Source organism: Pseudomonas sp. TH21, from assembly GCF_016651025.1.
Taxonomy (GTDB): Bacteria; Pseudomonadota; Gammaproteobacteria; order Pseudomonadales; family Pseudomonadaceae; genus Aquipseudomonas; species Aquipseudomonas aylmerensis.
In genome coordinates this window covers 1,247,522-1,274,005 of the sequence record NZ_JAEKEQ010000001.1, presented here as the reverse complement: position 1 = coordinate 1,274,005, position 26,484 = coordinate 1,247,522, and the positions used below count along the sequence as shown (strand labels likewise).

Here is a 26,484-nt window from a genome sequence, read left to right as displayed (position 1 = left end):
AAATGTCAGACATTCTTCCCCTAACCATCGGTGTACTGCCGACCCATAACCACTACGGCCTGCGCAATACTCAAGCGCTGGCCGGGGTGAGTCATGTGTGGCAGGACTTCTTCGCCCGCGCGCTGGCCGAGCAGCTCGGTGAGACGCCGGACGCGCTCGCCGCCAAGGCGCCTGAGCCGCTGGACCCGGCGGTCGAGCCCAGCGAAGGTGCCGACCTGTTGTCGCAGATTCTGACCCAGCGTGAATGCGAGGTGAAAGACACCGAAATCGCCCCGCCTGAGCCGCTGTTCCTGCCGATTGCCGAATTTGAAACCGAGTTGCTGCCACCGCCGGCAACCCCGTTCCCACCGGAAGAAATCGTCGCCCAGCAACGCCAGCAGAATTTCGAGAGCGGCTGGGTCCGCCCGATCGTGCTGACCGCCGGCCAGCCACTGCCCGAACCAGGCCCGGCGCCTGAGCCACGGCCACTGCACTTGCCGATTGCCGAGTTCGAACTGGACCTGTTGCCGCCGGCCGCCACGCCGTACCCCGAAGAGGAATTGGTGGCGCAGCAAAAAGCCCTGGATTTCGATTACTACTGGGCTCGCCCACTGATCACCCACAACCTGCGCTTGGCCGCGTAAACCTAGCGACACACCCACCAGCGCCCCATGTCCAGATGGAAATGGTTGCGGTGCGCAGCGTTGTAGTCCGGGCTCAACACCACATTGAAATCGTTGCAGGCGCCCTCGCGCACCTGGCGCAAAAAGCGCGCAGCGTCGCCTTCTCCCGGCCAATCCTTGAGCACACTGATGCTGCGCCCGTCTGCCAGGCGAAAGCCGGCGATATCCACGGCATTCGCCGACGCATGCTGGCTGAGTCGCCCTTCGGCACGGTTATACATGTTGCGGCAAGCGAAGCTGCCCAAGTGATCGACCCGCGTCACCGCCTGGCCAAACACCGCCTGGGCCGCCGGTTGCAGGCTGTGGCGCTCGAACAGTGCAAACGCCACGGCCAACGGGCAACTGGCGAGAAAGCTGCTGCTCAAGCCCACGTCGGCACCTTGCACGCGCAGCACATTGCGCAGTGGGCACGCCGCATCGGCCGGTGTATCCGCTTGATGGCTGACGCGCAGGCCGGACGTTTTCAGTACCTGGTCGCACAGCGCGGGATCATCCTGCAACCGCCCGAGCTTGAACCGCGTCAGCAGGTTCGGGGTGGCACGCACATCCAACGGCGCCCAGGGGTTCCACTCCGCCGGTAAAGGCACCCAGCCGCGCCAGACACCCAGCACCGCTGCGCCGGCCAACAACAGCAGCATCCCCACCACGGTAAAAAAACGCACGGATCAGTCCTTGAAGAATTGCGTCGCCTGGCTGTAGGGCATCGAGCGTTCAGTGAAGGTAAACGTGCCCGACGAATAGACTTCCTGCGCGGCCCGGTAGAACTCGCCATACGCCGCCAACGCCATGGCCGAGCCCACGCTGATGCGCTTGACGCCCATTTCGCTCAATTGCGCCACGCTCAGTTTCAACCCACCGGACATCAGCACATTCACAGGCTTGGGCGCGACGGCCTTGACCACCGCCAGCACGTCCTCGGCACTGCGCAGGCCGGGCGCATACAGCACATCGGCACCGGCTTCGGCGTAGGCCTGCAGCCGGCGGATGGTGTCAGGCAAATCCAGGCGACCATGCAGGAGGTTTTCCGCACGGGCGGTAAGCATGAACGGGAATGGCAGGCTGCGCGCAGCGGCGACTGCAGCCTCCACACGCTCTACGGACAGATCAAAGGGATAGATCGGGTCGACGGCAATGCCGGTGGCATCTTCGATGGAGCCACCGACGATCCCGCTGGCAGCCGCACGCAGAATGGTCTGGGCGCAGCCGTCGGGCGTGTCGCTGAAGCCGTTTTCCAGGTCGGCCGCCACCGGCAGCGTGGTCGCACGGGCAATCACACCGGCATTGGCGAGTGTGTCTTCCAGCGACAGTGCCCCTTCGGCATCCGGCCGCCCCAGGCTGAAGGCATACCCTGCGCTGGTAGTGGCCAGGGCTTCAAAGCCGAGACTGGCGAGCATGATCGCCGAGCCAGCATCCCACGGGTTGGGCATCACAAACGCGCGGTCGCGTTCATGCAAGGCCTTGAAGGTTTCGGCGCGAAGGGTTTGGGCATCCATGACTGACTCCTGGCGGAAAAAGGAGCCCTAGAGTAACCCCAGTTGCTCCGCTGCGGGTTCTCGATGCAAGGTCGGCAACGCCGGCAGGCCGGGCAAACGCGCCATCAGCTTGGCGTGAAAGCGCAGGGCCAATTGCGCGGCCAGGCGGTTGTCCGAGGTGTGCAGGAACACGTAGGGGGTGCGGCCTTCTTCAATCCAGCCGGCGATTTTTTCCACCCACGGGATCAGGAAAGGGTCATTGGCCTCAAGCTCCGGATGACCAATAAAACGCACCTGGGGAAACTGGGTCAGTGCCGCAGGCCGTGTTGGCACCTTGGGCTTTTTCGATTGAGCATGCAGCACGGCGGCTGAGGTGGAGGTGCAACTGAATAATGCACGCGGGTCGAGACAGATGCGTTCAACCCCGCGGTCGCGCAGCAGACGGTTGAGCATGCGCTCGGCATCGCCCTTGGCGAAGAACTCCGGGTGCCGCACTTCGACCGCCAGCGGCCGCTCCAGCGCATCGATAAAACCCGCCAGCTCGCCCAGCCGTTGCGGCGAAAAGCTGGCCGAGAGTTGCAGCCACAGCGGCGAGACGCGCTCACCCAGCGGACTCATCAGCCCGACGAAGCTTTCCGCCGCCGGCAACTGCTCACGCAGGTCACCGCCGTGGCTGATGTCACCGGGAAATTTAGCAGTGAAGCGAAAATCCTCAGGCATGATTTCAGCCCAGCGCTGCACAGTGGCGGCCGAGGGGCGGGCATAAAAGGTGGTATTGCCTTCAACGGCGTTGAAGACCTGGGAATACAGCGCGAGGTAGTCGCTGGAACGGGCATCGACGGGGTACAGGTACTCGCGCCAGGCGTTTTCGCTCCAGGACGGGCAACCGATGAAATAAGGCAGGCGCATCAGATGTGGATGTCGAGGCCCAGCACTTCCATATCCCATTCGACAAAACCGGCGGTGGTCAGGTAGCTGGCCAGGGCGGTGGCGACGCTTTTGCTCATGGAGCGAGGGAAGACCATGTCTTGCTGACGGGCCGGAAGGCCGCTGGTGCGGGCACCTGCTGAGCCTTGCTGGCTGGATGATGCTTCAGACTGGACTTCGATGAAGTCCGGCGAATCCTCGACGGACTCGTCTACCGTGACGTTCGCCTTACGTGGCTTGCGCTTGATGGGGTAGGACTGTGAGGAAAAGCCGTCTATACGCATCGATGCGAACTCGGTATCGGTGATGGCATTTTAGTGGCGCAATCCGTAGCGCGCAAATGCTCTGGTGATAACTAGAACACATAATTTGTAAAAGGTTTAAAAACGCCGGCAAATTCTGACGATTGGCGACTTTAGTCCCAAATTGCCAGCATTTTTGACGTCAAATTATCCCGCGCTCAGCCTTGGTTTGCGCGACCTTATCGCGCAGGTACACCGGGGCCGCCTGGTCGGCAGGAATCGCCTCGCCCCGCTCAAATGCAAAGCGTGCGAGCGTCAGCAGGTCTTCGGCATGGGGCAACAGTGTGGCGTCCCGGCCCACCAGCGGCACCGCGATACGCTCGCCATACCCCCAGCCGGTGCCAGCACCGAACCAGTCGCCACTGGCGTCACTTGGCAATGCCGCTGATTCCGGCGGCTGCACGGCCTCCACGCCGACCAGGCGCATTTCGCCAGCGGTTTCGCGGTAGCAGCCCCAATAGACTTCATCCATGCGCGCATCAATCGCCGCCGCCACCTGCCGTGCGCCGTGCTCGCGCAAGGCACGCTGCGCCAGCACCGCCAGGTTGGAGACCGGCAACACCGGGCGCTCGAGCGCAAACGCCAGGCCTTGGACTACGCCGATGGCGATCCGCACGCCCGTAAATGCACCCGGACCACGGCCGAAGGCGATGGCATCCACGGCAGCCAGGGTCGTGCCGGCGTCTTCGAGCAGTTGCTTGATCATCGGCAACAGCTTCTGCGCGTGCAGGCGTGGGATCACCTCGTAGTGGCTCGTTACTTTGCCATCGTGCAGCAAGGCAACGGAGCAAGCTTCAGTCGCGGTGTCCAGGGCCAGCAGGGTGCTCATCGGTGTAGGTGTCCAAGTCGAAAAGAAGTGCGCCAGTATAAACAACAACGGCCCGCAAGCGGGCCGTTACTGTGAAGCCGAGCGATTGATCAGCTCAGGGCTTGCAGCACCTTGGCGGTGATCGCTTCCACGGAGCCGACGCCAGGGATGTGGCTGTATTTCGGCTTGCCTTGGGCAGCAGACAGCTTCTGGTAGAAATCCACCAGCGGCTTGGTCTGGGAATGGTAGACCGACAGGCGATGACGCACGGTTTCTTCGGTGTCGTCCTTGCGCTGCACCAGGTCTTCACCGGTGATATCGTCCTTGCCTTCAACCTTTGGCGGGTTGTAGACGGTGTGGTACACGCGGCCCGAGGCCTCGTGAACGCGACGACCGGCGATACGCTGGACGATTTCTTCGTCTTCAACGGCGATTTCGACCACGGCATCCAGCTCGACACCAGCCGTCACCAGGGCTTCAGCCTGGGGAATGGTGCGTGGGAAACCGTCGAACAGGAAACCCTTGGCGCAATCTGGTTGCGCGATACGGTCCTGGACCAGGGCGATGATCAGGTCATCGGACACCAGGCCGCCGGCATCCATGATGCCCTTGGCTTTGACGCCCAGCTCGGTGCCTGCTTTTACCGCAGCGCGCAGCATGTCACCGGTGGAGATTTGTGGAATGCCGAATTTTTCAGTGATGAACTTTGCCTGAGTACCTTTACCGGCCCCGGGAGCTCCCAGCAGAATGACGCGCATCGATGTGCTCCTCAATTTTTTATAGAGATGACGCTCGGATTCGCCGCGTGGGGCCAATCTCGTAAAAATAGGATTCGGGCCGCACAAACGGCCAAAGGCTGATCAAGATACACAGCAGACCCTAAGCACACAAGCCGCCGAAAGTCGCAAGAACCCGCGCCATACATGCACCATAGGTGGGGTGTGCCTGAGTGCAACCCGGCCGTGCAAACGCCAACCGCCCATTTTCTGGCGGCTGGCGTACTTCATCTGCAAGCCTTTGAGAACACGCGTAAAACCTCAACCGGTGTTGCGTAAACCGGCGGCGATACCGGCCACAGACACCAGCAGCGCCTGTTCCAGAGGGCTGTCCTGCGCCGCTTCCTGCTGGCGCGAGCGCGCCAGCAACTCAGCCTGCAGCAGGTGCAGGGGGTCAAGGTAGGTGTTGCGCAGGCGGATGAACTCAAGGGTGTCGGGGCTATGGGCCAACAGTTGCGACTGGCCGGTCAGGCCAAGCACCACCGCGCACGCCTGCGACAATAGGTCGCGTAAGTGCGCGCCCAATGGCAACAGGTCCGGCTGCACCAGGCGCTCGTCATACAGCCGCGCAATGTCGGCATCCGCCTTGGCCAGGACCATTTCGAGCATGTCGATGCGGGTCCGGAAGAACGGCCACTGCTCACGCATCTGCCCGAGCAGTTCGCCTTCGCCACGTTCCAGCGCCTTGCTCAACGCTGCTTCCCAGCCGAGCCATGCCGGCAGCATCAGGCGGGTCTGGGTCCAGCCGAAGATCCACGGGATGGCGCGCAGGCTTTCGATGCCACCGGCACGACGCTTGGCCGGACGACTGCCGAGGGGCAAGCGACCGAGTTCCTGCTCCGGTGTGGATTGGCGGAAATACTCGACGAATTGCGGATTTTCCCGCACCACCGCGCGGTAAGCGCTGACACCATCCGCCGCCAATTCGTCCATCAAATGGCGCCAGGCCGGTTCCGGCGGAGGCGGCGGCAACAGCGTCGCTTCCAACACCGCTGCCAGGTAAAGATTGAGGTTCTGCTCGGCAATGTCCGGCAGGCCGAATTTGAAACGGATCATTTCGCCTTGTTCAGTGGTGCGGAAACGGCCCGCCACCGAACCCGGCGGCTGCGACAGGATCGCCGCGTGAGCCGGGCCGCCACCGCGCCCGACCGTGCCGCCACGGCCATGGAACAACAGCAGTTCCACCTGTTGCTCGCGGCAGATATCCACCAGGCGTTCCTGCGCCCGGTACTGCGCCCAGGCTGCGGCGGTGGTGCCGGCGTCCTTGGCCGAGTCCGAATAGCCGATCATCACTTCCTGCGGGCCTTGTAAACGGGCGCGGTAGCCCGGCAGTTGCAGCAGGCGTTCCATCACCGGCCCGGCGTTATCCAGGTCAGCCAGGGTTTCGAACAACGGCACCACGCGCATCGGCCGTTGCACGCCCGACTCTTTCAGCAACAGTTGCACCGCGAGTACGTCCGACGCGGCGCCGGCCATGGAGATGACGTAGGAGCCCAGCGATGCCGCCGGCGCGGCGGCGATTTCCTTGCAGGTATTCAACACCTCGGCCGTGTCCGCCGACGGTTTGAAATACCCCGGCAGCAGCGGGCGGCGATTGCCCAGCTCCTTGGTCAGGAAACTGATGCGTGCCTCTTCGTCCCAGTCTTCATAACGACCGAGGCCGAGGTAGTCGGTGATTTCCGTCATGGCCGCCGAATGCCGGCTGGAGTCCTGGCGCACGTCCAGGCGCACCAGGAACAGACCAAAAGTCACCGCGCGGCGCAGGCAGTCGAGCAGCGGACCATCGGCGATCACGCCCATGCCGCATTCGTGCAGCGACTCGTAGCACAGCTCCAGCGGGTCGAGCAGGTCACGGTTGTTTTGCAACACTTCGGCCGGCGCCGGGGTGCTGGTCGTCAATGAGGCATGCGCCCAACTGCGCGTGGCGCGCAGGCGTTCGCGCAATTGCTTGAGCAGCGCACGGTACGGTTCGACGCTGTCACCGACCTTGGCCTGCAACGCCGCGCTGGCGTGCTGCATCGACAATTCGGACGCCAGATGATCGATATCGCGCAGGTACAGATCGGCCGCCATCCAGCGCGCCAGCAGCAGTACTTCGCGGGTGACCGGCGCGGTGACATTCGGGTTGCCGTCGCGGTCGCCCCCCATCCACGATGCAAACCGAATCGGCGCCGCCTCCAGGGGCAAATGCAGGCCGGTAGCGGCATGCAAGGCCTGGTCAGCCTTGCGCAGATAATTCGGGATGGCATGCCACAGAGAATGCTCGATCACCGCAAAGCCCCACTTGGCCTCGTCCACCGGCGTGGGGCGAGTGCGGCGGATTTCTTCGGTGTGCCAGGCTTCGGCGATCAAGCGCTGCAGGCGCTGGCGGATCTGCTCGCGCTCGGCGGTGGTGAGGTCGCGGTGATCCTGCAACGCCAGCTGCGCGGCAATCGCATCGTATTTCTGGATCAGGGTGCGGCGCGCCACTTCGGTCGGGTGGGCAGTAAGGACCAGCTCGATCTCCAGGCGGCCCAACTGGCGGGCCAGGGACTCGTTGCTGTGGCCTTCGCTTTGCAGGCGCGCCAGCAACTCCGGCAGCACCCGGGATTCGAACGGCGCTGGTTGCGATTCATCACGCCGGTGAATCAGCTGGTACTGCTCGGCAATATTGGCCAGGTTGAGAAACTGGTTGAAGGCCCGCGCGACGGGCAGCAGTTCGTCTTCCTTCAACTGATTGAGGCTGGCGCTCAGTTCATCGCCCGCGGCTTTCTCCGCGGCCGCGCCACGCCGGTCGGCCTTGGCGCCCTTGCGGATCTGCTCGATCTTGTCGAGAAAATCATCGCCGTACTGCTCTCGAATGGTGTTGCCCAACAGCTCACCCAAGAGGTGAACATCCTCACGCAAGCGTGCATCGATATCACTCATCAGCCAATCTCCAGCCAGAAATCCGGGACGCGCAGGTTTTCCAGAGTGCCGCCAGCATCGGTTTATGACAAGACTTTAAACCTTGTGACTTGCAGCTAGTCTCAACTGTGAGTCGCCTGTGTTTATCCACGCACGCGGCTGGACACTCATCACCGCCCGCCATCGCGGGCTTTATTGAGGTTGCCATGAAAATCCGAGAACTGGCCCAGCATTGGGAAGAGAACGCCAAGGGTCGCTTGACCAAGACCGAGTACGCCATCCATCTGGATGTGGAGTCCGCCGCAAGGCTGGCGGCCATCGCGGAAATGTACCCCAAGCGCCATACCGAAGAACTGCTCGGCGAGCTGATCGGCGCCGCCCTCGAAGAGCTGGAAGCCAGCTTTCCCTATATCAAGGGACAACAGGTGGTTGCCACCGATGAAGAGGGCGACCCGCTCTACGAAGACGTCGGCCCTACCCCACGTTTCCTGACGCTGTCGCGACGTTATCTGCACGATATGTCGAGCAGTTCGGACGAGCAGAAACACTGACCCCACCCCGTTCTTCCCCTTGTAATCCGGGCCCTTCACGGGCCCGACCTACCTCCGCGCGCGGCAAAAGTTCCAAGTTTTTCAGGCTGACCATTCAGTCAGTTATTTTTTTAGGCAAATCGCCATCTCTTCTGAACTTTTGAAAAAAGCCTCCGGTCACAGCCAGTAAGCCATCACTTGGAACGGCCGTTTGAAAGGGCTTTTGGTGCTTTACCGCCGGGCCCCGCACCGCTGACCAGTGACATGGATTTTGATGTTTTTCAGGAGTTACCCAATGGAGTTGAAGACGATGAAGACCAGCACTGCCAAATCCTCGTTTAACCATCTGCGCGGGCTCAAGTTGGCCGCGCTGGCAATCGGCACCAGCTTCGTTTTGGCTGGCTGCGCCGGCAACCCGCCGACCGAGCAGTACGCAGTTACTCAATCGGCGGTGAACAGCGCTGTCAGCGCCGGCGGCACCGAGTACGCAGCCGTAGAAATGAAGTCGGCCCAGGACAAGCTCAAGCAAGCCGAGATTGCCATGCACGACAAGAACTACGACGAAGCCCGTCGCCTGGCTGAACAAGCCGAGTGGGACGCTCGCGTCGCTGAGCGTAAAGCCCAGGCCGCCAAAGCCGAACAGGCTGTGAAGGACTCCCAGAAAGCTGTTCAGGAGCTGCGTCAGGAAGGCATGCGCCCGGCTGTTATCAAGCAGCAATAAGCCGCCGCCCCTGATTGCAATGCACCCGATATCGAATTGAAAGGACGACACGACTATGCGTAAACAATTGATGATCCCTGCCCTGCTGGCGATGAGCGTTGCCTTGGCGGCGTGCTCCACCCCGCCGAACGCGAACCTGGAAAATGCACGGACCAACTTCTCGGCCCTGCAAGCCAACCCGAATGCCACCAAGGTAGCGGCGCTGGAAACTAAGGACGCCCAGGACTGGCTGGACAAGGCTGACAAGGCCTACCGCGACAAGGAAGACCAGAAGAAAGTCGACCAGCTGGCCTACCTGACCAACCAGCGCGTTGAAGTGGCGAAAGACACCATCGTGCTGCGCGAATCCGAAGCCAAGCTGAAAAACGCCGGCGACGAACGTGCTCGCGCCCTGCTGCAAGCCCGTGACGCGCAGATCAAGCAACTGCAGGACAGCCTGAATGCCAAGCAGACCGATCGCGGTACGCTGGTCACTTTCGGTGACGTGCTGTTTGCCACCAACAAGTCCGACCTGAAATCCAGCGGCCTGGTGAACATCACCAAGCTGGCGCAGTTCCTGCGCGACAACCCGGACCGCAAAGTGATCGTCGAAGGCTACACCGACAGCACCGGTTCCGACTCGTACAACCAGAGCCTGTCCGAGCGTCGTGCAGCTTCCGTGCAGCGTGCACTGGCTCAGCAAGGCGTGGACATCTCGCGCATCGTGACCCAGGGCTATGGCAAGGAATACCCGGTTGCCGATAACAGCAGCGTATCGGGCCGTGCCATGAACCGCCGCGTCGAAGTGACCATCTCCAACGACAACCAGCCAGTCAAACCACGTTCGTCCGTCGCGAACTGATAGCCTGATGCTGGATAAAAAAACCCACCTTACGGTGGGTTTTTTTATGGATTGCCAAACTGGATAGGACGGTGTGTGTCCTCGTCTGGCATCTTCATCTTCTGGTCCTGTTTCTGGTCCTGCGCGGTCCGCCGCTCAAGATCTACATGGCACCGGCTCATATTCAGCAGGTTGCGAAATGCCTGACTTTCAGGATTTGCCGGATGTACGGGAGGTACAGGATTTGCAATTATCGCCACTTTCTCGGCCCTGATCTGAGTAAGTTACACCGCTTTGTGTGGCGCCTTACGCGATATGGTTCCAAAAAATCTTGGCTCAGCATTATCGTTCGGTCGTTGACCAAATCCCGCCCATGGCGGGCGGGCTTTGCAGAGATGGCAATCAGCCGCCGACTTTGCTGGAACCCTGGTAGTCGGGCGACTGGATTTGGCCGCCGCCCTGTGAGCCACCTTGACTGTCTTGTGAGCCCTGGCCATTTTGTGCACCTTCACCGCCCTGAGCACCTTGAGCTTTTTCTGCAAGCAGTTTCTTCAGTAGCTTCTCCAGCTCTTCAAGGCCACCCCCGCCCCCAGCTCCACCGCTTCCCTGGCTGCCCTGGGAACCTTGTGACTGTTGCTTGATTTTGTTTTGTACGTCCTGAATCTGCTGATCAAGGCTTTGCTGGGGACCTTGGCCACCACCAATGCCTGACAAGCCCGTTGAACCCGACACACCGTTGATACCTGCCATAAATGCAAACTCCAGACTCATTAATTAAAAAAGGACTGATCAGTCGCTCCGATCAGTCCATAGTCTGTGGCGGGTAAATAAAGATGGTTCCGGTCAGCAACGGGTCGCACATGCAGCAAGGGACTAATCGCCAGGTTCAATGGCGTTTTCCCACGGGGCGATGTGCCAGGTCACTGCTGCAGTTGCGGGGTTTCCTGGCCCAGGCAACGTACCGCCTGCTTCTTGTTATTGACCAGCACGCCACTCAAGCCTTTTTGCTCGGTGTCGAACATCACCAGCACGCCGTCGACGCACTGCGCCACCTGCGCGGCCGGGGTCAGCGAGATCTTGTAGTCTTCGCCGGGCACGGTCTTGAGCAGGGTGAAATCGCTGAGCAGCAGCGCATCTTCCGGCTTGGCGAAGTGCAGGTAGCCGTAGTACCACAGGCAGCCGACAGTACCGATGATGGTGCCGATGCCGGTGAGGATCAGCGGGATCATGTTGCGTTCTTCGCTCATTGCGGGCTCTCTGATGAATCAACTTTAGAATCGGGATAATTCGGGATTTCGCCCAGGCGACGCAGGCCGTTGAAGTGCTGCGGGTCATCCAGGTAACGCAGCATCACGGTTTGCCAGGTCTTGTCGGCAAAGGTCTGCACGTGGCCACCGCGCGTCAACTGCAACACCCGAGGTGGCGGCGCGGCCTGGTACAGGCGGATGCCGTTGGCCACCGGCACAATCGGGTCATCCAGGCTGTGGAACAGCAGCTTGGGCACACCGGTCAGTTGCGGCATGGCGCGGATCGCACTGTCGCCATCCGGCACCAGCCAGGACAACGGCACCTGAAACGGCCATGTTAACCAGGAGGTGCTCAGGGCGAATTGTCCTACGTCACGATAACTGGCGGGCACGCCGTCCAGCACCAGGGCCTTGAGCTGCGCCTGTCGTTCCGGGTGGGCTGCCAGGTAATGCACCGCCAGCGCGCCGCCGAGGCTTTGACCGAGGACGATCAGCGGCTGGCCCCGGGTCTCGGGGGCCTGGTCGAGCCAGCTGAAGGCAGCGTCCACGTCCTGATAGACCGCCGGCAATGACGGCTTGCCCTGCGACAGCCCATAACCGCGATAGTCCAGCAGCAGCACCTGGTAGCCCTGCTCCGGCAACCACCAACTGCCACCCAGGTGCCAGGCCAGGTTGCCGCCGTTACCGTGCAGGTGCAGCACTGTGCCCTTGAGCGGCACGCCGGGCTTGGCCGGCAGCCACCAGGCATGCAGCTTGACCCCGTCGGCGGTGGTGACTGTGACGTCGCGGTAGTCCAGGTGGGCTTTTTCCGGCGTGAACGGCAGGCCGGGCTCGGGATAGAACAGCAGTGAGCTGCAGCCGTTCAATGTGAGTAGCAGGCATAGAATGCCGAGGATTCTCATCCGTTGAAGCCTCGTGAGTAGTTAAACAACACATCTGAATAACGCCGAAACCCTGTAGGAGCCGGCTTGCCGGCGATGCAGGCAACGCGGTCTCCTGCAGCCATCGTCGGCAAGCCGCCAACTACAGCTAGATCGGTGTTAAAGGATATTCGAGTAATCCGCCTCGATCCGGTCCAGGCTCAAGTGGTTGAGGAAGTTGGAGAAGCACATCCACGCCGCCAGCGCATTCATGTCGCGAAACTGCTCGGGCAGGTACTTGGGCGGTACCACCAGGCCCTCGTCCACCAGCTGGCGCAGGGTGCGCATGTCTTCCAGCGTGGTCTTGCCGCAGAACAGCAGCGGCACTTGTTCCAGCTTGCCCTTGCGCACGGCCAGCTGGATGTAGTTGTAGACCATGATAAAGCCTTTCAGGTAGGACAAGTCCTTGGTGAAAGGCAGACCGGTCGGCACCGAGCCACGGAATACGCGACTGGCGTTGCCGTAGCTTTCGGCCATCTCAAACCCCTGCTCGCGGAAGAATTCGAACACCTGCAGGAAGTCGGCGCCCTCTTCCACCATGTGGATGGCGCGGGTGCGGTTGGTGAGCTTGCGCAGGCGGCTCGGGTAGGAGGCGAAGGTGATGATCTCCATCAATATCGCCAGGCCTTCCTGGGTCACGGTCGACGACGGCGGGCCCTTGGAAAGAAAGGTGCAGATTGGCTGGTTCTGGCCATTGAGCGTGGTGCCGACGTGCACCAGGCCTTCATGCACTTCCAGCGCACGCACGTCGCGCTCGTTGAACATCGCGTCGGCGCGGATCTTGATGTAGTCGGCGCCCGCCGCTGCATCGGCGACGATACCGTCGGACTCGAACACGCGGATGGTCTCTTCGGCCTCGCCAAACACCCGGTTCAAGCGGGTTTGCAGCAGCGCCACGGCGTCCTTGGCGGTGAGGGTCTTGGCTTCGTCCTTGAGGTCGCCACGCCCGTCGATGTTGTTCAGGTAGTCGGAGAGCATCAGGCCCAGGTCCGCAAGGGTCGGGTCGCCGGCGTGAAAGGCATCGGAGGCGGCGCCGTACAGTTCCTGGGAGATCAGGCCAAAGTCCTCGGTGCCACGGGCCTCGAGCATGCGCACCACCATGCGGTACTCCTTGCACATGCGGCGCATGATCTGCCCCACCGGGCTGAACTGGCCGAGGCGGCGCGTGATGTCACGCTCAATGTTCTGGAACTCCAGCTTCACCGCGCTGGAATCGAATGACAGCGGCCGGTTGAGGTAATAGTCGCGGTCCACGGCGGGCAGTTCCTTGCCCTTGGCCTTGAGAAATCCCTGGCGAATGTTTTCGTCCCATTTCACCGCGTCGAGGACGCGAATCGGTGTTTGCGCCAGCACAATGCGATCAGACAAGGTGCGTATCGTCTGCTGGTAATCGTCCACCGCTACTTCCTCTTTAAACGTTATTTGCCCGCGCGCTGGTAGCGCACGGCTTCAACGAACACATCGGCATTGGCCGGGTCATCCAGGTAGGCAAACACCTGGTCCATGGGGCTGTCCACCCGCACGCCGGCACCTTCGACGGTCTCCACGGTGCTGCCGTGCAAGGCGCGCTGGCCGATCGCCTGGTGGATCTGCTCGAGGTCGAGGTTGTAGACCACCAATTCGTGTTTTTCATCGAACTCGAATCCCGCGAGGATGTAATTGCCACCCAGCTTGGCCGGCAACCGCGCCGACAGGTACCAGCGACTGCCATGCCGCGACACCGTAAACAGGTACTCATCGCGCTGGCCCGGCTTGGCTGTAGGGTAGCTCACGGCTTTATAACGGTGCTCGCCGGGGTGGGTGATGTGCAGGTTGAGCGGTTCGCCCCAGGCATTCTTGCTCGTCCATTGGCCGAGCAGTTCCTCCGGCGCGGCTTCCCGGGCCGGCAGCGGGTCCTTGAAAGTCACCAGGCAACCGCTGAGCAACAGGAACGACAGAGCGATGACCGCGACACGCCAGGCTTTCATTGCATACTCCATAAAGTGTGGGAGCTGGCTCGCCTGCGATACAGGCCCCGCGGTGCTTCAGGTAAACCGCGGTGAGGCTATCGCAGCGGTGCGACGATTCGACAAGCCAGCGCCCACATGAGGCTAGACCGAAGCCAGGACCAAATGCATGTAGCGCTTGAGAATCTCAAGCATCTCGTCAGCGGTCAGAGGCTCTGCGCCGCCCAGCAGGCCCTGATATTCCATCCGACTGATTATCGCCGTCAACACTTTGGCATCCTGTTGCGGCTCGCGGGAGCCCAATACCTGGAAAAACTGCCCGGTGCCCTGCAACAGGATCTGCTGGTGGGAGCGCACCAGCTCCGCCAGGCGCGGGTTGAGCAAGGCTTCCTGGCGAAAGGCCTGCTCGGCCATCAGGTGTTCACGGCGATTGCTGAGTTGGCGCATGACGTAGTCGGCAGTCAGTCGCGCAATGTCATCGGCCAGCTGTGAGCGCGACGCCGGGCTGCCATCGCCATAGGCGACCATCTCACGCAGCAGGCCTTCGTTGCGCACCCACAACTTGCCCATGAAGGCAGCGCTGCGCTCCACGTATTGGGCGAAGGTATCGGTGAGCAGGTCATCGATATCCTTGAAGTAGTAGGTGGTTGCCGACAACGGCACCCCCGCCTCCGCCGCCACCGCCCGGTGGCGCACGGCCCGCACGCCGTCGCGCACCACAATGCGCATGGCCGCGTCGAGAATGTCTTGCCTGCGTTGCTCGCTGCCCCGACGGCTGGCCTTGCGGCCCTGGTACTGGACGCTTTCAGCCACGGCAGCGGCAATGCCGGCGGCGCCTTCTTGAGCGGTTACGCGGTTCACGACTGATCTTCCTTATTAGAGTGACGCGGAGCGTCACGGTGTGCATTCCCACGCAGGGCACGGGAACGATCCCCTGGCGCTGTTTGCTTGACGCTTGTTAATGCCGCATAAAAAAGCCGCCTTATAAAAGGCGGCTTCGGATTTCGCTACGCTTACGCTTGTGGCCGCATGTGCGGGAACAAGATCACGTCGCGGATCGACGGCGAGTTGGTCAACAACATCACCAGGCGGTCGATGCCGATGCCTTCGCCCGCGGTCGGCGGCATGCCATATTCCAGGGCGCGCACGAAGTCAGCGTCGTAGTGCATGGCTTCGTCATCGCCGGCGTCCTTGTCGGCCACCTGGGCCATGAAGCGCTCGGCCTGGTCTTCCGCGTCGTTAAGCTCGGAGTAGGCGTTGGCGATTTCGCGACCACCGATGAACAGCTCGAAACGGTCGGTGACGTTCGGGTTGTCGTCGTTGCGACGAGCCAGCGGCGACACTTCGAACGGGTACTGGGTAATGAAGTGCGGCTGTTCCAGCTTGTGCTCCACCAGTTCTTCGAAAATCATCACCTGCAGCTTGCCCAGGCCTTCGAAACCCAGCACCTTGGCGCCGGCTTTCTTGGCGATGGCACGGGCCTTGTCGATGTCGGTCAGGTCGTCAGCGGTCAGCTCCGGGTTGTACTTGAGGATCGAGTCGAACACCGACAGGCGCACGAACGGCTCGCCGAAGTGGAACACCTTGTCGCCATACGGCACGTCGGTGCTGCCCAGGACCAACTGCGCCAGCTCGCGGAACAGTTCTTCGGTCAGGTCCATGTTGTCTTCGTAGTCGGCGTACGCCTGGTAGAACTCCAACATGGTGAATTCAGGGTTGTGACGCGTCGAAACACCTTCGTTACGGAAGTTGCGGTTGATCTCGAACACCTTTTCAAAGCCGCCAACCACCAGGCGCTTGAGGTACAGCTCCGGCGCGATACGCAGGAACATTTCCATGTCCAGCGCATTGTGGTGGGTTTCGAACGGCTTGGCTGCGGCACCACCCGGGATGGTTTGCAGCATCGGGGTTTCGACTTCGAGGAAGTCACGCTTCATCAGGAAGCTGCGGATGTGCGCAATGACTTGCGAACGCACGCGGAAGGTCTGGCGCACGTCTTCGTTGACGATCAGGTCGACGTAGCGCTGGCGGTAACGCTGTTCGGTGTCGGTCAGCCCGTGGTGCTTGTCCGGCAGCGGGCGCAGGGATTTGGTCAGCAGGCGCACGTTGGTCATTTCGACATACAGGTCGCCCTTGCCGGAACGCGCCAGGGTGCCTTCGGCGGCGATGATGTCGCCCATGTCCCAGGTCTTCACCGAGGCCAGGGTTTCTTCGGACAGGGTTTTACGGTTGACGTAGACCTGGATGCGACCGGTCATGTCCTGGATCACCATGAACGAGCCACGGTTGAGCATGATGCGACCTGCCACCTTGACCGGAATCGCAGCCTCAGCCAGCTCTTCCTTGGTCTTGTCCGCGTACTGTTTCTGCAAGGCATCGCAGTAGTTGTCGCGGCGGAAGTCGTTGGGGAAGGCATTGCCCTTGGCGCGCTCGGCAGCAAGCTTTTCCTTGCGCAGGGCGATCAGGGAGTTTTCTTCCTGTTGCAGGGCCTGGTCGAGTTGTTGGTCGCTCATGTCTTTAAATATTCCATCTGGTTCGTTGTCCCCGGCCTGCGGCCGGGGATCGCCGGCAAGCCGGCTCCTACAGGGATCGCGGTATGGAGCCTGTTACAGGCCTGATTTCAGGCTGGCTTCCAGGTATTCGTCGATATCGCCGTCGAGCACCTTGTCGCAGTCGCTGCGTTCGATGTTAGTGCGCAGATCCTTGATCCGCGAGGCATCGAGCACATACGAACGGATCTGGTGGCCCCAGCCGATATCCGACTTGGTGTCTTCCAGCGCCTGGGACGCGGCGTTGCGCTTCTGCATTTCCTGCTCGTACAACTTGGCCCGCAGCATTTTCATGGCGGTGTCCTTGTTCGCGTGCTGGGAACGTTCGTTCTGGCAGCTGACCACGGTGTTGGTCGGTACGTGGGTAATACGCACGGCCGAGTCGGTGGTGTTTACGTGCTGGCCACCGGCACCGGAGGAACGGTAGGTGTCGATCCGCAGGTCGGCCGGGTTGATCTCGATTTCGACCTTGTCGTCGATCTCTGGCGAGACGAACACCGCAGAGAACGAGGTGTGGCGACGGTTGCCGGAGTCGAACGGGCTCTTGCGCACCAGGCGGTGCACGCCGATCTCGGTCCGCAACCAGCCAAAGGCGTATTCACCCTTGATGTGCACGGTCGCGCCCTTGATACCGGCGACTTCACCGGCCGACAGCTCCATGATGGTGGCGTCGAAACCGCGTTTGTCAGCCCAGCGCAGGTACATGCGCAACAGGATGTTGGCCCAGTCCTGGGCTTCGGTGCCACCGGAGCCGGCCTGGATGTCCAGGTAGGCGTTGTTCGGGTCCATTTCATGGCTGAACATGCGGCGGAATTCAAGCTTGGCGAGGTTTTCCTCGAGACGGGCCAGCTCGGCGACGACATCGCCCACTGCGCCTTCGTCGTTTTCTTCGACGGCCATGTCCAGCAGGTCACGGCAATCGGCCAGACCGGTGTTCAGCTCGTCGAGGGTATCGACGATCTGCGCCAGCGCAGCGCGCTCGCGGCCCAGTTCCTGGGCGTATTCAGGTTTGTTCCAGACACTCGGATCTTCAAGCTCGCGATTGACTTCGGTCAGACGCTCATGCTTTTGATCGTAGTCAAAGATACCCCCGAATAGTTTCGGAGCGCTCGGACAGGTCCTTGATGGTGTTAAGGATCGGGTTGATTTCCATGGCGGGCAGCACTCGTTGGCGAACTTTTGAAAGCCGACGAGTATAACGATAAACGGGGGGGAGCGGCAGCCCGCTGGGCGAAAAGGGCTCTTGCCCCGCCACTCGACACCTCGCCTGGGCTCGGTGTGCCCGAAAGCCGACCTGAGGGGTTGGATCAAAAGCGGATACGTGTAGGAGCTGGCCGAACCCAGGCTTGAATCCGTGGCTAACCCGGCAGGACGCCGGGTTAGCCGTTACCGCAGCACCGCATATGTACACAAAACCCTACTCGATCCCCACCTGATTTCGCCCATTATGCTTGGCCGTGTACAACCCCTTGTCTGCCGCCAGGATCAGTTGCCGGCAATCGGTCCCCTGCGCCGGCGTCAGGGTCGACAGGCCGATACTGATGGTCAGGCTCGAACCTTCAGTCGGGGCAATGTGCGGGATTTTCAGCGCGGCCACCGCCATGCGCAGCTTTTCGGCCACCAGTCGCGCACCACCCGGCGAGGTATTGGGCAGCACCAGCGCAAACTCTTCACCGCCATAACGTGCCGGCAAGTCCGACGGCCGGCTGCTGGCTTCACGGATCGACGCGGCGACTTTGCGCAAGGCCTCATCGCCCTCGACGTGACCGAAGCTGTCGTTGTAGGTCTTGAAGAAATCCACGTCGATCATCAGCAACGACAACTGGGTCTGGTCGCGCATGGCACGGCGCCACTCCAGCTCCAGGTACTCGTCGAAGTGCCGGCGGTTGGACAGCCCGGTGAGGCCATCGGAGTTCATCAGCCGTTGCAGCACCAGGTTGGTGTCGAGCAATTGTTGCTGGCTGACCCGCAGCGCACGGTAGGCCGCGTCCCGCTGCAACAGCGTCATGTATGAGCGCGAGTGGTAGCGAATGCGCGCCACCAACTCGATATTGTCCGGCAGCTTGACCAGGTAATCGTTGGCGCCGGCCGAGAACGCCGCGCTCTTGATCAGCGGGTCTTCCTTGGTGGAAAGCACGATGATCGGAATGTTCTGCGTGGCCGGGTGGTTGCGGTATTCGCGCACCAGGGTCAGGCCGTCGAGGCCGGGCATCACCAGGTCCTGCAGGATCACCGTCGGCTTGATGCGGATCGCCTGGGCAATGGCCTGGTGCGGGTCGGCGCAGAAGTGGAAGTCGATGTTTTCTTCATGGGCCAGGCCACGCCGCACGGCTTCGCCGATCATGGCCTGGTCGTCGACCAGCAACACCATGGCGGCATTTTCGTCGGTCTTGATGTCGTCGATCTGTAAATCATTCATCTGCAGTCACCTGAATTACTACCTGCAAGCCAGCACCGCGGGAGGTAGGGCTCATTTCGAAAATACCTCCAGCAATCGGGGCGCAATTCTGTCCAGTGGGCGAATTTCAACAGCAGCGTCAATCGCCGCCGCTGCTTTGGGCATGCCATACACCGCCGAGCTCTGCTGATCCTGGGCGATGGTCAGATATCCTTGTTCTCGCAGTAACTTGAGGCCCTGGGCCCCGTCGCGGCCCATGCCTGTCAGCAGTACGCCGACGGCATCGCCATTCCAGTGGCTGGCCACGCTTTCGAAAAACACGTCGATCGAAGGCCGATAGATCTCGTTAACCGGGTCTGCGGTATAGGCTAGCGTGCCGTTGCGCAATAAACGAATGTGGTGGTTGGTCCCGGCCAGCAGCACCACGCCGGGTTGCGGCGGCTCTCCCTCGCGGGCCAGGCGCACCGGCAGGCTCGAGGCGCTGCTCAGCCACTCGGCCATGCCGGCAGCGAAGACCTGGTCCACATGCTGCACCAGCACAATGGCGGCGGGAAAGTCGCGGGGCAAGCCCTTGAGCAGGATTTCCAGGGCAGCCGGGCCACCCGCCGACGAGCCGATGGCAACCAGGCTCTGGCGTTTGCCGGTGCTGCGCGCAGGTGTGGTTTCGGCACGCACACGGCTGCCGCGCTGGCCAATCAACCAGCCGATATTGAGGATCTTGCGCAACAGCGGCGCCGCCGCATCCTTGGGGTTGCCGACGCCCAGGGGCGGCGTATCCACGACGTCCAGGGCGCCATGGCCCATGGCTTCGAACACCCGGCTGACATTGGCCTGGCGGTCGACCGTGACGATCACGATGGCGCACGGGGTCTCGGCCATGATCTGCCGCGTCGCCTCGACACCGTCCATGACCGGCATGATCAGGTCCATCAGGATCAGGTCCGGGGTCAGTTCGGCGCAGCGCTGCACCGCTTCCAGGCCATTGCCGGCGACCCACACCACTTCGTGCGCGGGCTCGAAACTCAAGGCGCGGCGCAAGGCCTCCACCGCCAGGGGCATATCATTGACGATCGCAATCCTCATGCCCGCGCGCCTCCAATCAGCTCCACCACGGCGTCCAACAAGGCATCGTCATGGAAACTGGCTTTGGCTAAATAATAGTCGGCGCCGGCGTCCAGTCCACGACGTCGGTCTTCTTCACGGTCCTTGTAGGACACCACCATCACCGGCAACGATTGCAGGCGACTGTCACGGCGCAAGAGTGTGACCAATTCAATACCGTCCATGCGAGGCATATCAATATCAGTGATCAACAGGTCAAAGTCCTCGGAGCGCAACGCGTTCCAACCGTCCATGCCATCGACCGCCACGGCCACTTCATAACCACGATTAAGTAACAATTTGCGTTGCAGCTCACGCACGGTGAGCGAATCGTCCACCACCAGCACGCGTTTGCGCGGTGCTTCGGTGGCCTGCTGGCTGCGCCGGGCAATGCGTTCCAGGCGACCGGTGTTGAGCAGCTTGTCGACCGAGCGCAGCATGTCTTCGACATCGACGATCAATACCACCGAGCCGTCGTCCAGCAAGGCGCCGGCGGAAATATCCTGGACCTTGCCCAGGCGGTCATCGAGCGGCAACACCACCAGGGTGCGCTCGCCGATGAAGCGTTCCACGGCGATTCCGTATACGGCATCGCGTTCGCGGATCACCACCACTTTCAAGGTTTCGTCATTATTCTGCCCCGCCGGGCGCTGCAACAACTGGCTGGCGGCCACCAGGCCGACATGCCGGCCCTCGTGCCAGAAATGCTGACGGCCTTCCAGTTGCACGATGTCGTCGGGCGCCAGGTCGCACATGCGCTCGATATGGGCCAGCGGGAACGCGTAGGCTTCTTCGCCGACTTCCACCACCAGGCTGCGCACCACCGACAGGGTCAGCGGCACCTCCAGATGGAAACGACTGCCCTGCCCCGCCGTCTGCTCCAGCACCACCGCACCGCGCAATTGGCGGACCATATGCTGCACTGCATCCAGGCCAACACCCCGCCCGGACACTTCGGTGACCTTGTCGCGCAGGCTGAACCCCGGCAGGAACAGGAACGTCAGCAGCTCCTCTTCGCTCAGGCGCTGGGCGGTTTCCAGCGGCGACAGGTGCCGGTCGACGATGGTGCCGCGCAGGCGCTCCAGGTCGACGCCGTTACCGTCATCGCTCAACTCCAGCACCAGCAGGCCAGCCTGATGAGACGCGCGCAAGCGGATCAGGCCCTCGGCCGGCTTGCCCGCCAGCAGACGCTGCTCGGGCATTTCGATGCCGTGGTCGACGGCATTGCGCAGCAAATGGGTGAGCGGCGCTTCAAGCTTCTCCAGCACGTCGCGGTCAACCTGGGTCTTTTCGCCCTCGATCTCCAGGCGCACCTGCTTGCCCAGGCTGCGGCCGAGGTCGCGGACCATGCGCACCTGCCCGGCCAGTACATCGGCAAACGGGCGCATGCGGCACGCCAGCGCGGTGTCGTAGAGCACCTGGGCGCGCTGCCCGGCCTGCCAGCCGAACTCGTCCAGCTCGGCATGTTTTTCTGCCAGCAGCGCCTGGGCTTCGCTCAATAGCCGACGGGTATCGGCCAGGGCTTCCTGGGCTTCGAGGTTCAAGTCCACGGTCTTGAGCTGGCCGTCCAGCGTATCCAGGGCCCGCGCGCTCTGGCTTTGAATGCGTTTGAGGCGCTGCAGGCTGGCGAGGTATGGCTTGAGCCGCTGGGTTTCGACCAGGGACTTGCTCGACAGGTCGAGCAGGCTGTTCAAGCGCTCGGCGGTCACGCGCAACACGCGTTCGCCGCCTTCGGTCATGCGTTTGTTCTGGCGCGCAGGCTCGCTGGTGACGGGTGGCGCGGGCTCGGGCTCCGGCGGCAGCTCCTCGACGACGGGCGCCGGGGACGACTCAGGCGGCGGCGGGGCTGACGGGGCGACCTTGGCACTCAGTTGCGATGGATCGAGCAGGCGCTCCATCAGCGCCACATACGCCTCGATATCCGCCGGCCCGACGTCATTGCCCGGCGTGGCGATGCGCATCAACAGGTCGGTGCCTTGCAGCAACGCATCAATGTGTTCGGGTTGCAGGTACAGGCGACCTTCCTGGGCGCTGACCAGGCAATCCTCCATGACATGCGACACGCTGACCCCGGCGTCCACCCCGACAATCCGCGCCGCGCCCTTGAGCGAGTGCGCGGCGCGCATGCAGGCTTCGAGCTGGTCGGCCTGGGTCGGGTTGCGTTCCAGGGCCAGCAGGCCCGCGCTCAATACCTGGGTCTGCGCATCGGCTTCCAGGCTGAACAGCTCCAGCAGCGAGGCATCGCGCATCTGGTCGGGGGTCATGTGAGGCTCCGGGTCACGGCGGACAACAATTGCGCCTCGTCCAGCCAACGCAGGCTGCGGCCTTTCCACTGCAACACACCTTGGGTGAAGCGGCCACTGGCCTGGCTGCCGGGCGCTGACGCAGCCTTCAAGGTGCGCTCATCGATGGCATGGATGCCGTCGACTTCGTCCACCGGCACCACCACCGGGCCATCTTGCGCGGCAATGATCAGCATGCGCGGCATGATCCGGCCACCGCTGGCGCCACTGCCGGTGTTGTCCAGGCCCAGCAGTTCCACCAGCGACAGGCACGCCACCAGCGCGCCGCGTACGTTGGCCACGCCGAGCAAGGCACGGGAACGCTGGTGCGGTAGGGAGTGGATCGGTTGCAACGTGGCCACTTCCACCAGGCAACGGGTGGCGATGCCCAGCCACTCTTCGCCCAGGCGGAATATCAGCAGCGAGCGCGTGACCACCTCGGCGCCATGCTCGACCACTGCCTGTGGCCGACGGTCGTCCTGCTGCAAGGCATAGCGATCCAACAGGCGCGTGGCGGCTGCCGAGTACACCGAGCAATTGCGGCAATGGATGTGGTCCGCCAGCAGCGGGCAGGATTTGTCACCATGGATGCCGATGCGGTTCCAGCAATCGTCGATGGCTTGCGTGTCAGCCAGGGTCAGGTCCAGGCCGGTGGTGTCGAGCGCGTCGGGGCTACTCATGGTTTGTGCTCACTGTCAGCTCGCTCGCTACGCGCGGCCCGCGCCTGCAGGCGGCGGGCTCCCGCGCTGTCGCCCTGGGACTCCAGCAAGGCGGCCAGGTGCATCAAGGCCTGCGAATGCTGGGGCTCCAGGTACAAGGCTTTTCGATAATAGCCCTGGGCTTCCAGGGCACTGCCGGCCACATCGCTGAGCAGCCCCAGCCAGTAAAACACCTGGGCGGCCGGCGGGTGGTGATTCAAATACTCTTCACACGCGGCCCGCGCCTCCAGGCTCTTGCCTTCGTTGGCGAGGGTGGCGATGCGGCTGAGCAAGGCGGCGGCATCGGACGGCGCGGCCTTGATCGGTATGACCTGCGCAGTGGCGACAGTACTGAACGGGCGCGGCCTGACCGGAAGCGGCGCCGCGCTGCGCTGCGGGATGGGTGCTGGCAGCGGCACGAACACCGGCGCAGGCTGCTGCGGCTCAGCCTGCCGACTGAAGGCAAACGACTGCGCCGCACCGATCGAACGCATGCCATGGCGCCCCAGCAGGCTGCCCTCGGCGGGGCCGATAAACAGCACGCCGTCGACGTGGGTCAGGCCCTTGAGTACATCGAACACTTGTTTCTGGGTCGCCTGGTCGAAGTAGATCAGCAGGTTGCGGCAGAACACGAAGTCGTAGCTGGCCTCATTGGCCAGCAACGCCGGGTCGAGCAGGTTGCCGACTTGCAGGCGCACTTGCTCACGCACCCGCTCGGCGATGTGGAACCCGTCGCCGTGTTCCACGAAGTGGCGGTCGCGAAAGGCAATGTCGCCCCCGCGAAACGAGTTCTTGCCGTACACCCCGCGCCGGGCACGCTCCACCGACAGCGGGCTGACATCCATGCCCTGCACCTTGAACTGATGCGGTGCGAGGCCCGCGTCCAGCAGCGCCATGGCAATCGAATAGGGTTCTTCGCCAGTGGAACACGGCAGGCTGAGGATACGCAGGGCGCGCATCTGCTTGATCTCGACCAGGCGCGCCTTGGCCAGGCGGGCCAGGGTCACGAAGGATTCGGGGTAACGGAAAAACCAGGTTTCGGGGACGATCACCGCTTCGATCAGCGCCTGCTGCTCGTCATGGGAGCTTTGCAGGTGCTGCCAGTACTCGGCCGCCGTCTGCGCCTGCAAGGCCTGGCTGCGCTGGCGCACGGCACGCTCGATGATGGCTTCGCCCACGGAGGCGACATCGAGACCGATGCGCTCCTTGAGGAAGGCAAAGAAGCGCGGATCGTTGCTCATACGCTCAGCTCGGCAGAGAACAGCAACGCACGCACCGGCTCGGTGAGCAACTCATTCACGCCGATCCACTGCATCAAGCCCGCGGCGTCTTCACGCACCAGCCCCAGGTACGGCGCCTCGCGATTGTCCAGGCCATAGGGCTTGAACTCGCTGAGGTCACACCGCAGGGTGTCGGTGGCCTGTTCCAGGATCAACCCCAGCCAACGGGCTGCAACCCAGGGTTCGGGCTGGTAGTTGACCAGCACCAGCCGCGTGCTGGTCCGCGCCTGGGCCGGCTGACCAAACGTCAGCGCACTGAGGTCAATGACCGGCACCAACGCACCGCGATGGGCGAAGATGCCCGCCACCCACAGAGGCGCATGGGCAATAGGTTTGAGAGGCAGGCGCGGCAGCACCTCGGCCACTTCGGTGGCCCTTAATGCAAAGCGTTCATCGCCGATGTGAAACACCAGGAACAAAGCCTTTTTCGCTGCCGGGACGGCGCCGCGTTTAGCCGCGAGGTCGCTCATCAGACTTTGAAACGCGACACGCCGCTGCGCAGGCCCACCGCCACCTGGCTCAGCTCATCAATGGCAAAGCTGGCCTGGCGCAGGGATTCCACAGTCTGGCTGCTGGCATCGCCCAGTTGCACCAGGGCGTGATTGATCTGCTCGGCACCGGTGGCCTGGGCCTGCATACCTTCGTTGACCATCAATACCCGCGGCGCCAGCGCCTGCACCTGGTGGATGATCTGCGACAGCTGCTCGCCCACTTGCTGTACTTCGAACATGCCCCGGCGCACTTCCTCGGAGAACTTGTCCATGCCCATCACCCCCGCCGACACCGCCGACTGGATCTCGCGCACCATCTGCTCGATGTCATAGGTGGCCACGGCCGTCTGGTCCGCCAGGCGGCGCACTTCGGTGGCCACCACGGCAAAACCGCGCCCGTACTCGCCAGCTTTCTCCGCCTCGATGGCGGCGTTGAGCGACAGCAGGTTGGTCTGGTCGGCAACCTTGACGATGGTGACCACCACCTGGTTGATGTTGCCGGCCTTCTCATTGAGGATCGCCAGCTTGGCGTTGACCAGGTCGGCGGCGCCCATTACCGAATGCATGGTTTCTTCCATGCGCGCCAGGCCCTGCTGGCCGGAGCCTGCGGCCACCGAGGCCTGGTCGGCGGCGGTGGAGACTTCAGTCATGGTGCGCACCAGGTCCTTGGACGTCGCGGCGATTTCCCGGGAAGTCGCGCCGATCTCGGTGGTGGTGGCCGCGGTTTCAGTCGCGGTCGCCTGCTGTTGCTTGGACGTCGCGGCAATCTCGGTCACCGAGGTGGTGACCTGCACCGACGAGCGCTGGGCCTGGGACACCAGGGCCGTCAGCTCGGTCATCATGTCGTTGAAGCCGGTTTCGACTGCGCCGAATTCATCCTTGCGCTCCAGGTTCAGGCGCTTGCTCAGGTCGCCGGTACGCATGGTTTCGAGGATGTCGACGATGCGCTGCATCGGCGCCATGATCGCGCGCATCAGCAGCAGGCCACACAGGCCGGCCGCGAGGATGGCGATGATCAGCGAAACGGCCATGCTGATCTTGGCCGACAGCACCGACTCGTCGATGGCCGCCGTGGCACGGTCGGACACGTTCTTGTTTTCCGTGATGATGTCATTGAGCTTCATGCGACCTTCGGTCCAGATCGGCGTCAATTGCTCCTCGAGCAATTGGTTGGCCCCCGGCAGGTCATTGGCTTGCACGCGCTCCAGCACCTGCGCCAAGACTTTGTTGTAGTTGATGTGCGCCGCCTTGAAGTTATCGAACTCCATGCGGTCAGCCTGGCCATGAATGGTTTTTTCGTAGTTGGCCATCTGCAGTTCAATACGCGTCTCGAAGGACTTGTAGTCGTTCTTGTCGGTATTGGTGAAGGTTTTATCCTCGCGCAGGCCAATGATGTCGATGGTCTGCAAATAGCTGTCGACCCAGGCGCTGCGGATCATCGAGCTGAGGTACACCCCGGGCACCGCGTCGTCGCGGACCGCTTCCTGGCTGGCTTCGATCTTCAGCAACCGTGAGTAGGACACCACGACCATCAGCAGCATGATCGCGATAATGACCGCAAAGCTCGCCAAAATCCGTTGGCGCAAGGTCCAGTTCTTCACAGTAATTCCTCGAAGGGCCATTCAAATGGAGGGGAGTATAGCTGAGCAGAAGCCCTCATTAATCAAC

The 26,484-nt window shown here is 62.3% G+C and carries 26 protein-coding genes; 4 read left to right on the top strand and 22 right to left on the bottom strand.

Annotation, left to right across the window (positions count from 1 at the left end; translation table 11 throughout):
- The first annotated feature begins 2 nt into the window (after window positions 1-2).
- Window positions 3-623, top strand: a complete 621-nt coding sequence (locus JFU04_RS05625) for an energy transducer TonB (protein ID WP_106804973.1) — start codon at window positions 3-5, stop codon at window positions 621-623.
- Between the two features lie 2 nt (window positions 624-625).
- On the opposite strand, the gene JFU04_RS05620 is transcribed toward JFU04_RS05625, so the two are convergent.
- The 7 genes from JFU04_RS05620 to ppc form a co-directional block, all read right to left on the bottom strand.
- On the bottom strand, window positions 626-1,300 hold the full coding sequence (locus tag JFU04_RS05620) for an extensin-like domain-containing protein (RefSeq protein ID WP_207200748.1): 675 nt from the start codon (window positions 1,298-1,300) through the stop codon (window positions 626-628).
- A gap of 27 nt (window positions 1,301-1,327) precedes the next feature.
- Window positions 1,328-2,155, bottom strand: coding sequence for an isocitrate lyase/PEP mutase family protein (locus JFU04_RS05615; RefSeq protein ID WP_065903145.1), 828 nt, complete (start codon window positions 2,153-2,155; stop codon window positions 1,328-1,330).
- Between the two features lie 27 nt (window positions 2,156-2,182).
- Window positions 2,183-3,043, bottom strand: coding sequence for a DUF72 domain-containing protein (locus tag JFU04_RS05610; protein WP_065903147.1), 861 nt, complete (start codon window positions 3,041-3,043; stop codon window positions 2,183-2,185).
- The gene (locus JFU04_RS05605; RefSeq protein ID WP_120447769.1) at window positions 3,043-3,345 is read right to left on the bottom strand and encodes a hypothetical protein; all 303 of its coding nucleotides are present in this window, start codon (window positions 3,343-3,345) and stop codon (window positions 3,043-3,045) included. The genes JFU04_RS05610 and JFU04_RS05605 overlap by 1 nt, the downstream gene beginning before the upstream one ends.
- Window positions 3,346-3,505: 160 nt before the next feature.
- Window positions 3,506-4,192, bottom strand: a complete 687-nt coding sequence (gene tsaB, locus JFU04_RS05600; protein WP_201143644.1) for a tRNA (adenosine(37)-N6)-threonylcarbamoyltransferase complex dimerization subunit type 1 TsaB — start codon at window positions 4,190-4,192, stop codon at window positions 3,506-3,508.
- 89 nt (window positions 4,193-4,281) lie between these two features.
- Entirely contained in the window at window positions 4,282-4,929 is a 648-nt protein-coding gene (adk, locus tag JFU04_RS05595; protein ID WP_065903153.1) for an adenylate kinase, read from the bottom strand.
- Between the two features lie 279 nt (window positions 4,930-5,208).
- Window positions 5,209-7,854, bottom strand: coding sequence for a phosphoenolpyruvate carboxylase (gene ppc, locus JFU04_RS05590; protein WP_201143643.1), 2,646 nt, complete (start codon window positions 7,852-7,854; stop codon window positions 5,209-5,211).
- Between the two features lie 185 nt (window positions 7,855-8,039).
- Between ppc and JFU04_RS05585 the strand changes: the two genes are divergently transcribed.
- From JFU04_RS05585 to JFU04_RS05575, 3 genes are all read left to right on the top strand, one after another.
- A complete protein-coding gene (locus JFU04_RS05585) occupies window positions 8,040-8,384 on the top strand; it encodes a pilin assembly protein (protein ID WP_065903159.1) in 345 nt (114 codons plus the stop codon).
- A 289-nt stretch (window positions 8,385-8,673) separates the two neighbouring features.
- Complete coding sequence (locus tag JFU04_RS05580) at window positions 8,674-9,084, top strand: DUF4398 domain-containing protein (protein ID WP_177343934.1); 411 nt, start codon at window positions 8,674-8,676, stop codon at window positions 9,082-9,084.
- A gap of 55 nt (window positions 9,085-9,139) precedes the next feature.
- Window positions 9,140-9,925, top strand: a complete 786-nt coding sequence (locus JFU04_RS05575) for an OmpA family protein (protein ID WP_065903166.1) — start codon at window positions 9,140-9,142, stop codon at window positions 9,923-9,925.
- Window positions 9,926-10,306: 381 nt separating this feature from the next.
- Here JFU04_RS05575 and JFU04_RS05570 read toward each other — a convergent pair whose 3' ends face one another.
- The 15 genes from JFU04_RS05570 to JFU04_RS05500 all read right to left on the bottom strand — a co-directional run bounded on the left by JFU04_RS05570 (window position 10,307) and on the right by JFU04_RS05500 (window position 26,417).
- The gene (locus JFU04_RS05570; RefSeq protein ID WP_201143642.1) at window positions 10,307-10,654 is read right to left on the bottom strand and encodes a hypothetical protein; all 348 of its coding nucleotides are present in this window, start codon (window positions 10,652-10,654) and stop codon (window positions 10,307-10,309) included.
- 170 nt (window positions 10,655-10,824) lie between these two features.
- A complete protein-coding gene (locus JFU04_RS05565) occupies window positions 10,825-11,151 on the bottom strand; it encodes a hypothetical protein (protein ID WP_064054946.1) in 327 nt (108 codons plus the stop codon).
- Entirely contained in the window at window positions 11,148-12,053 is a 906-nt protein-coding gene (locus JFU04_RS05560) for an alpha/beta hydrolase (protein WP_106804977.1), read from the bottom strand. The genes JFU04_RS05565 and JFU04_RS05560 overlap by 4 nt, the downstream gene beginning before the upstream one ends.
- Window positions 12,054-12,191: 138 nt before the next feature.
- A complete protein-coding gene (locus JFU04_RS05555; protein WP_065903174.1) occupies window positions 12,192-13,469 on the bottom strand; it encodes a flavohemoglobin expression-modulating QEGLA motif protein in 1,278 nt (425 codons plus the stop codon).
- Between the two features lie 20 nt (window positions 13,470-13,489).
- Window positions 13,490-14,038, bottom strand: a complete 549-nt coding sequence (locus JFU04_RS05550; protein ID WP_201143641.1) for a hypothetical protein — start codon at window positions 14,036-14,038, stop codon at window positions 13,490-13,492.
- A gap of 123 nt (window positions 14,039-14,161) precedes the next feature.
- On the bottom strand, window positions 14,162-14,878 hold the full coding sequence (locus JFU04_RS05545; RefSeq protein ID WP_065903180.1) for a TetR/AcrR family transcriptional regulator: 717 nt from the start codon (window positions 14,876-14,878) through the stop codon (window positions 14,162-14,164).
- Between the two features lie 152 nt (window positions 14,879-15,030).
- Window positions 15,031-16,530 (bottom strand): lysine--tRNA ligase, encoded by a 1,500-nt coding sequence (lysS, locus tag JFU04_RS05540; RefSeq protein WP_106804979.1) that lies wholly within the window; start codon window positions 16,528-16,530, stop codon window positions 15,031-15,033.
- Window positions 16,531-16,623: 93 nt separating this feature from the next.
- Window positions 16,624-17,719, bottom strand: a protein-coding gene (prfB, locus tag JFU04_RS05535) for a peptide chain release factor 2 (RefSeq protein WP_098465888.1) whose coding sequence is annotated in 2 segments (ribosomal slippage) — window positions 16,624-17,646 and window positions 17,648-17,719 — 1,095 coding nt in all. Because the reading frame shifts where the segments join, the coding sequence is not laid out codon by codon here.
- A 264-nt stretch (window positions 17,720-17,983) separates the two neighbouring features.
- Entirely contained in the window at window positions 17,984-18,985 is a 1,002-nt protein-coding gene (locus JFU04_RS05530; protein ID WP_065903189.1) for a response regulator, read from the bottom strand.
- A 51-nt stretch (window positions 18,986-19,036) separates the two neighbouring features.
- Window positions 19,037-20,047 carry a chemotaxis response regulator protein-glutamate methylesterase gene (cheB, locus tag JFU04_RS05525; protein ID WP_106804980.1) on the bottom strand — a complete coding sequence of 337 codons (1,011 nt, stop codon included), beginning with the start codon at window positions 20,045-20,047 and terminating at the stop codon, window positions 19,037-19,039.
- On the bottom strand, window positions 20,044-22,329 hold the full coding sequence (locus JFU04_RS05520; protein WP_201143640.1) for a hybrid sensor histidine kinase/response regulator: 2,286 nt from the start codon (window positions 22,327-22,329) through the stop codon (window positions 20,044-20,046). Before JFU04_RS05520 ends, cheB begins: the two co-directional genes overlap by 4 nt.
- Window positions 22,326-23,027 (bottom strand): chemotaxis protein CheW, encoded by a 702-nt coding sequence (locus JFU04_RS05515; protein WP_106804982.1) that lies wholly within the window; start codon window positions 23,025-23,027, stop codon window positions 22,326-22,328. The genes JFU04_RS05520 and JFU04_RS05515 overlap by 4 nt, the downstream gene beginning before the upstream one ends.
- Complete coding sequence (locus tag JFU04_RS05510; protein ID WP_201143639.1) at window positions 23,024-24,286, bottom strand: CheR family methyltransferase; 1,263 nt, start codon at window positions 24,284-24,286, stop codon at window positions 23,024-23,026. The genes JFU04_RS05515 and JFU04_RS05510 overlap by 4 nt, the downstream gene beginning before the upstream one ends.
- Window positions 24,283-24,795, bottom strand: coding sequence for a chemotaxis protein CheW (locus JFU04_RS05505; protein ID WP_120447765.1), 513 nt, complete (start codon window positions 24,793-24,795; stop codon window positions 24,283-24,285). The genes JFU04_RS05510 and JFU04_RS05505 overlap by 4 nt, the downstream gene beginning before the upstream one ends.
- Entirely contained in the window at window positions 24,795-26,417 is a 1,623-nt protein-coding gene (locus tag JFU04_RS05500) for a methyl-accepting chemotaxis protein (protein WP_065903210.1), read from the bottom strand. Before JFU04_RS05500 ends, JFU04_RS05505 begins: the two co-directional genes overlap by 1 nt.
- Window positions 26,418-26,484: the final 67 nt, after the last annotated feature.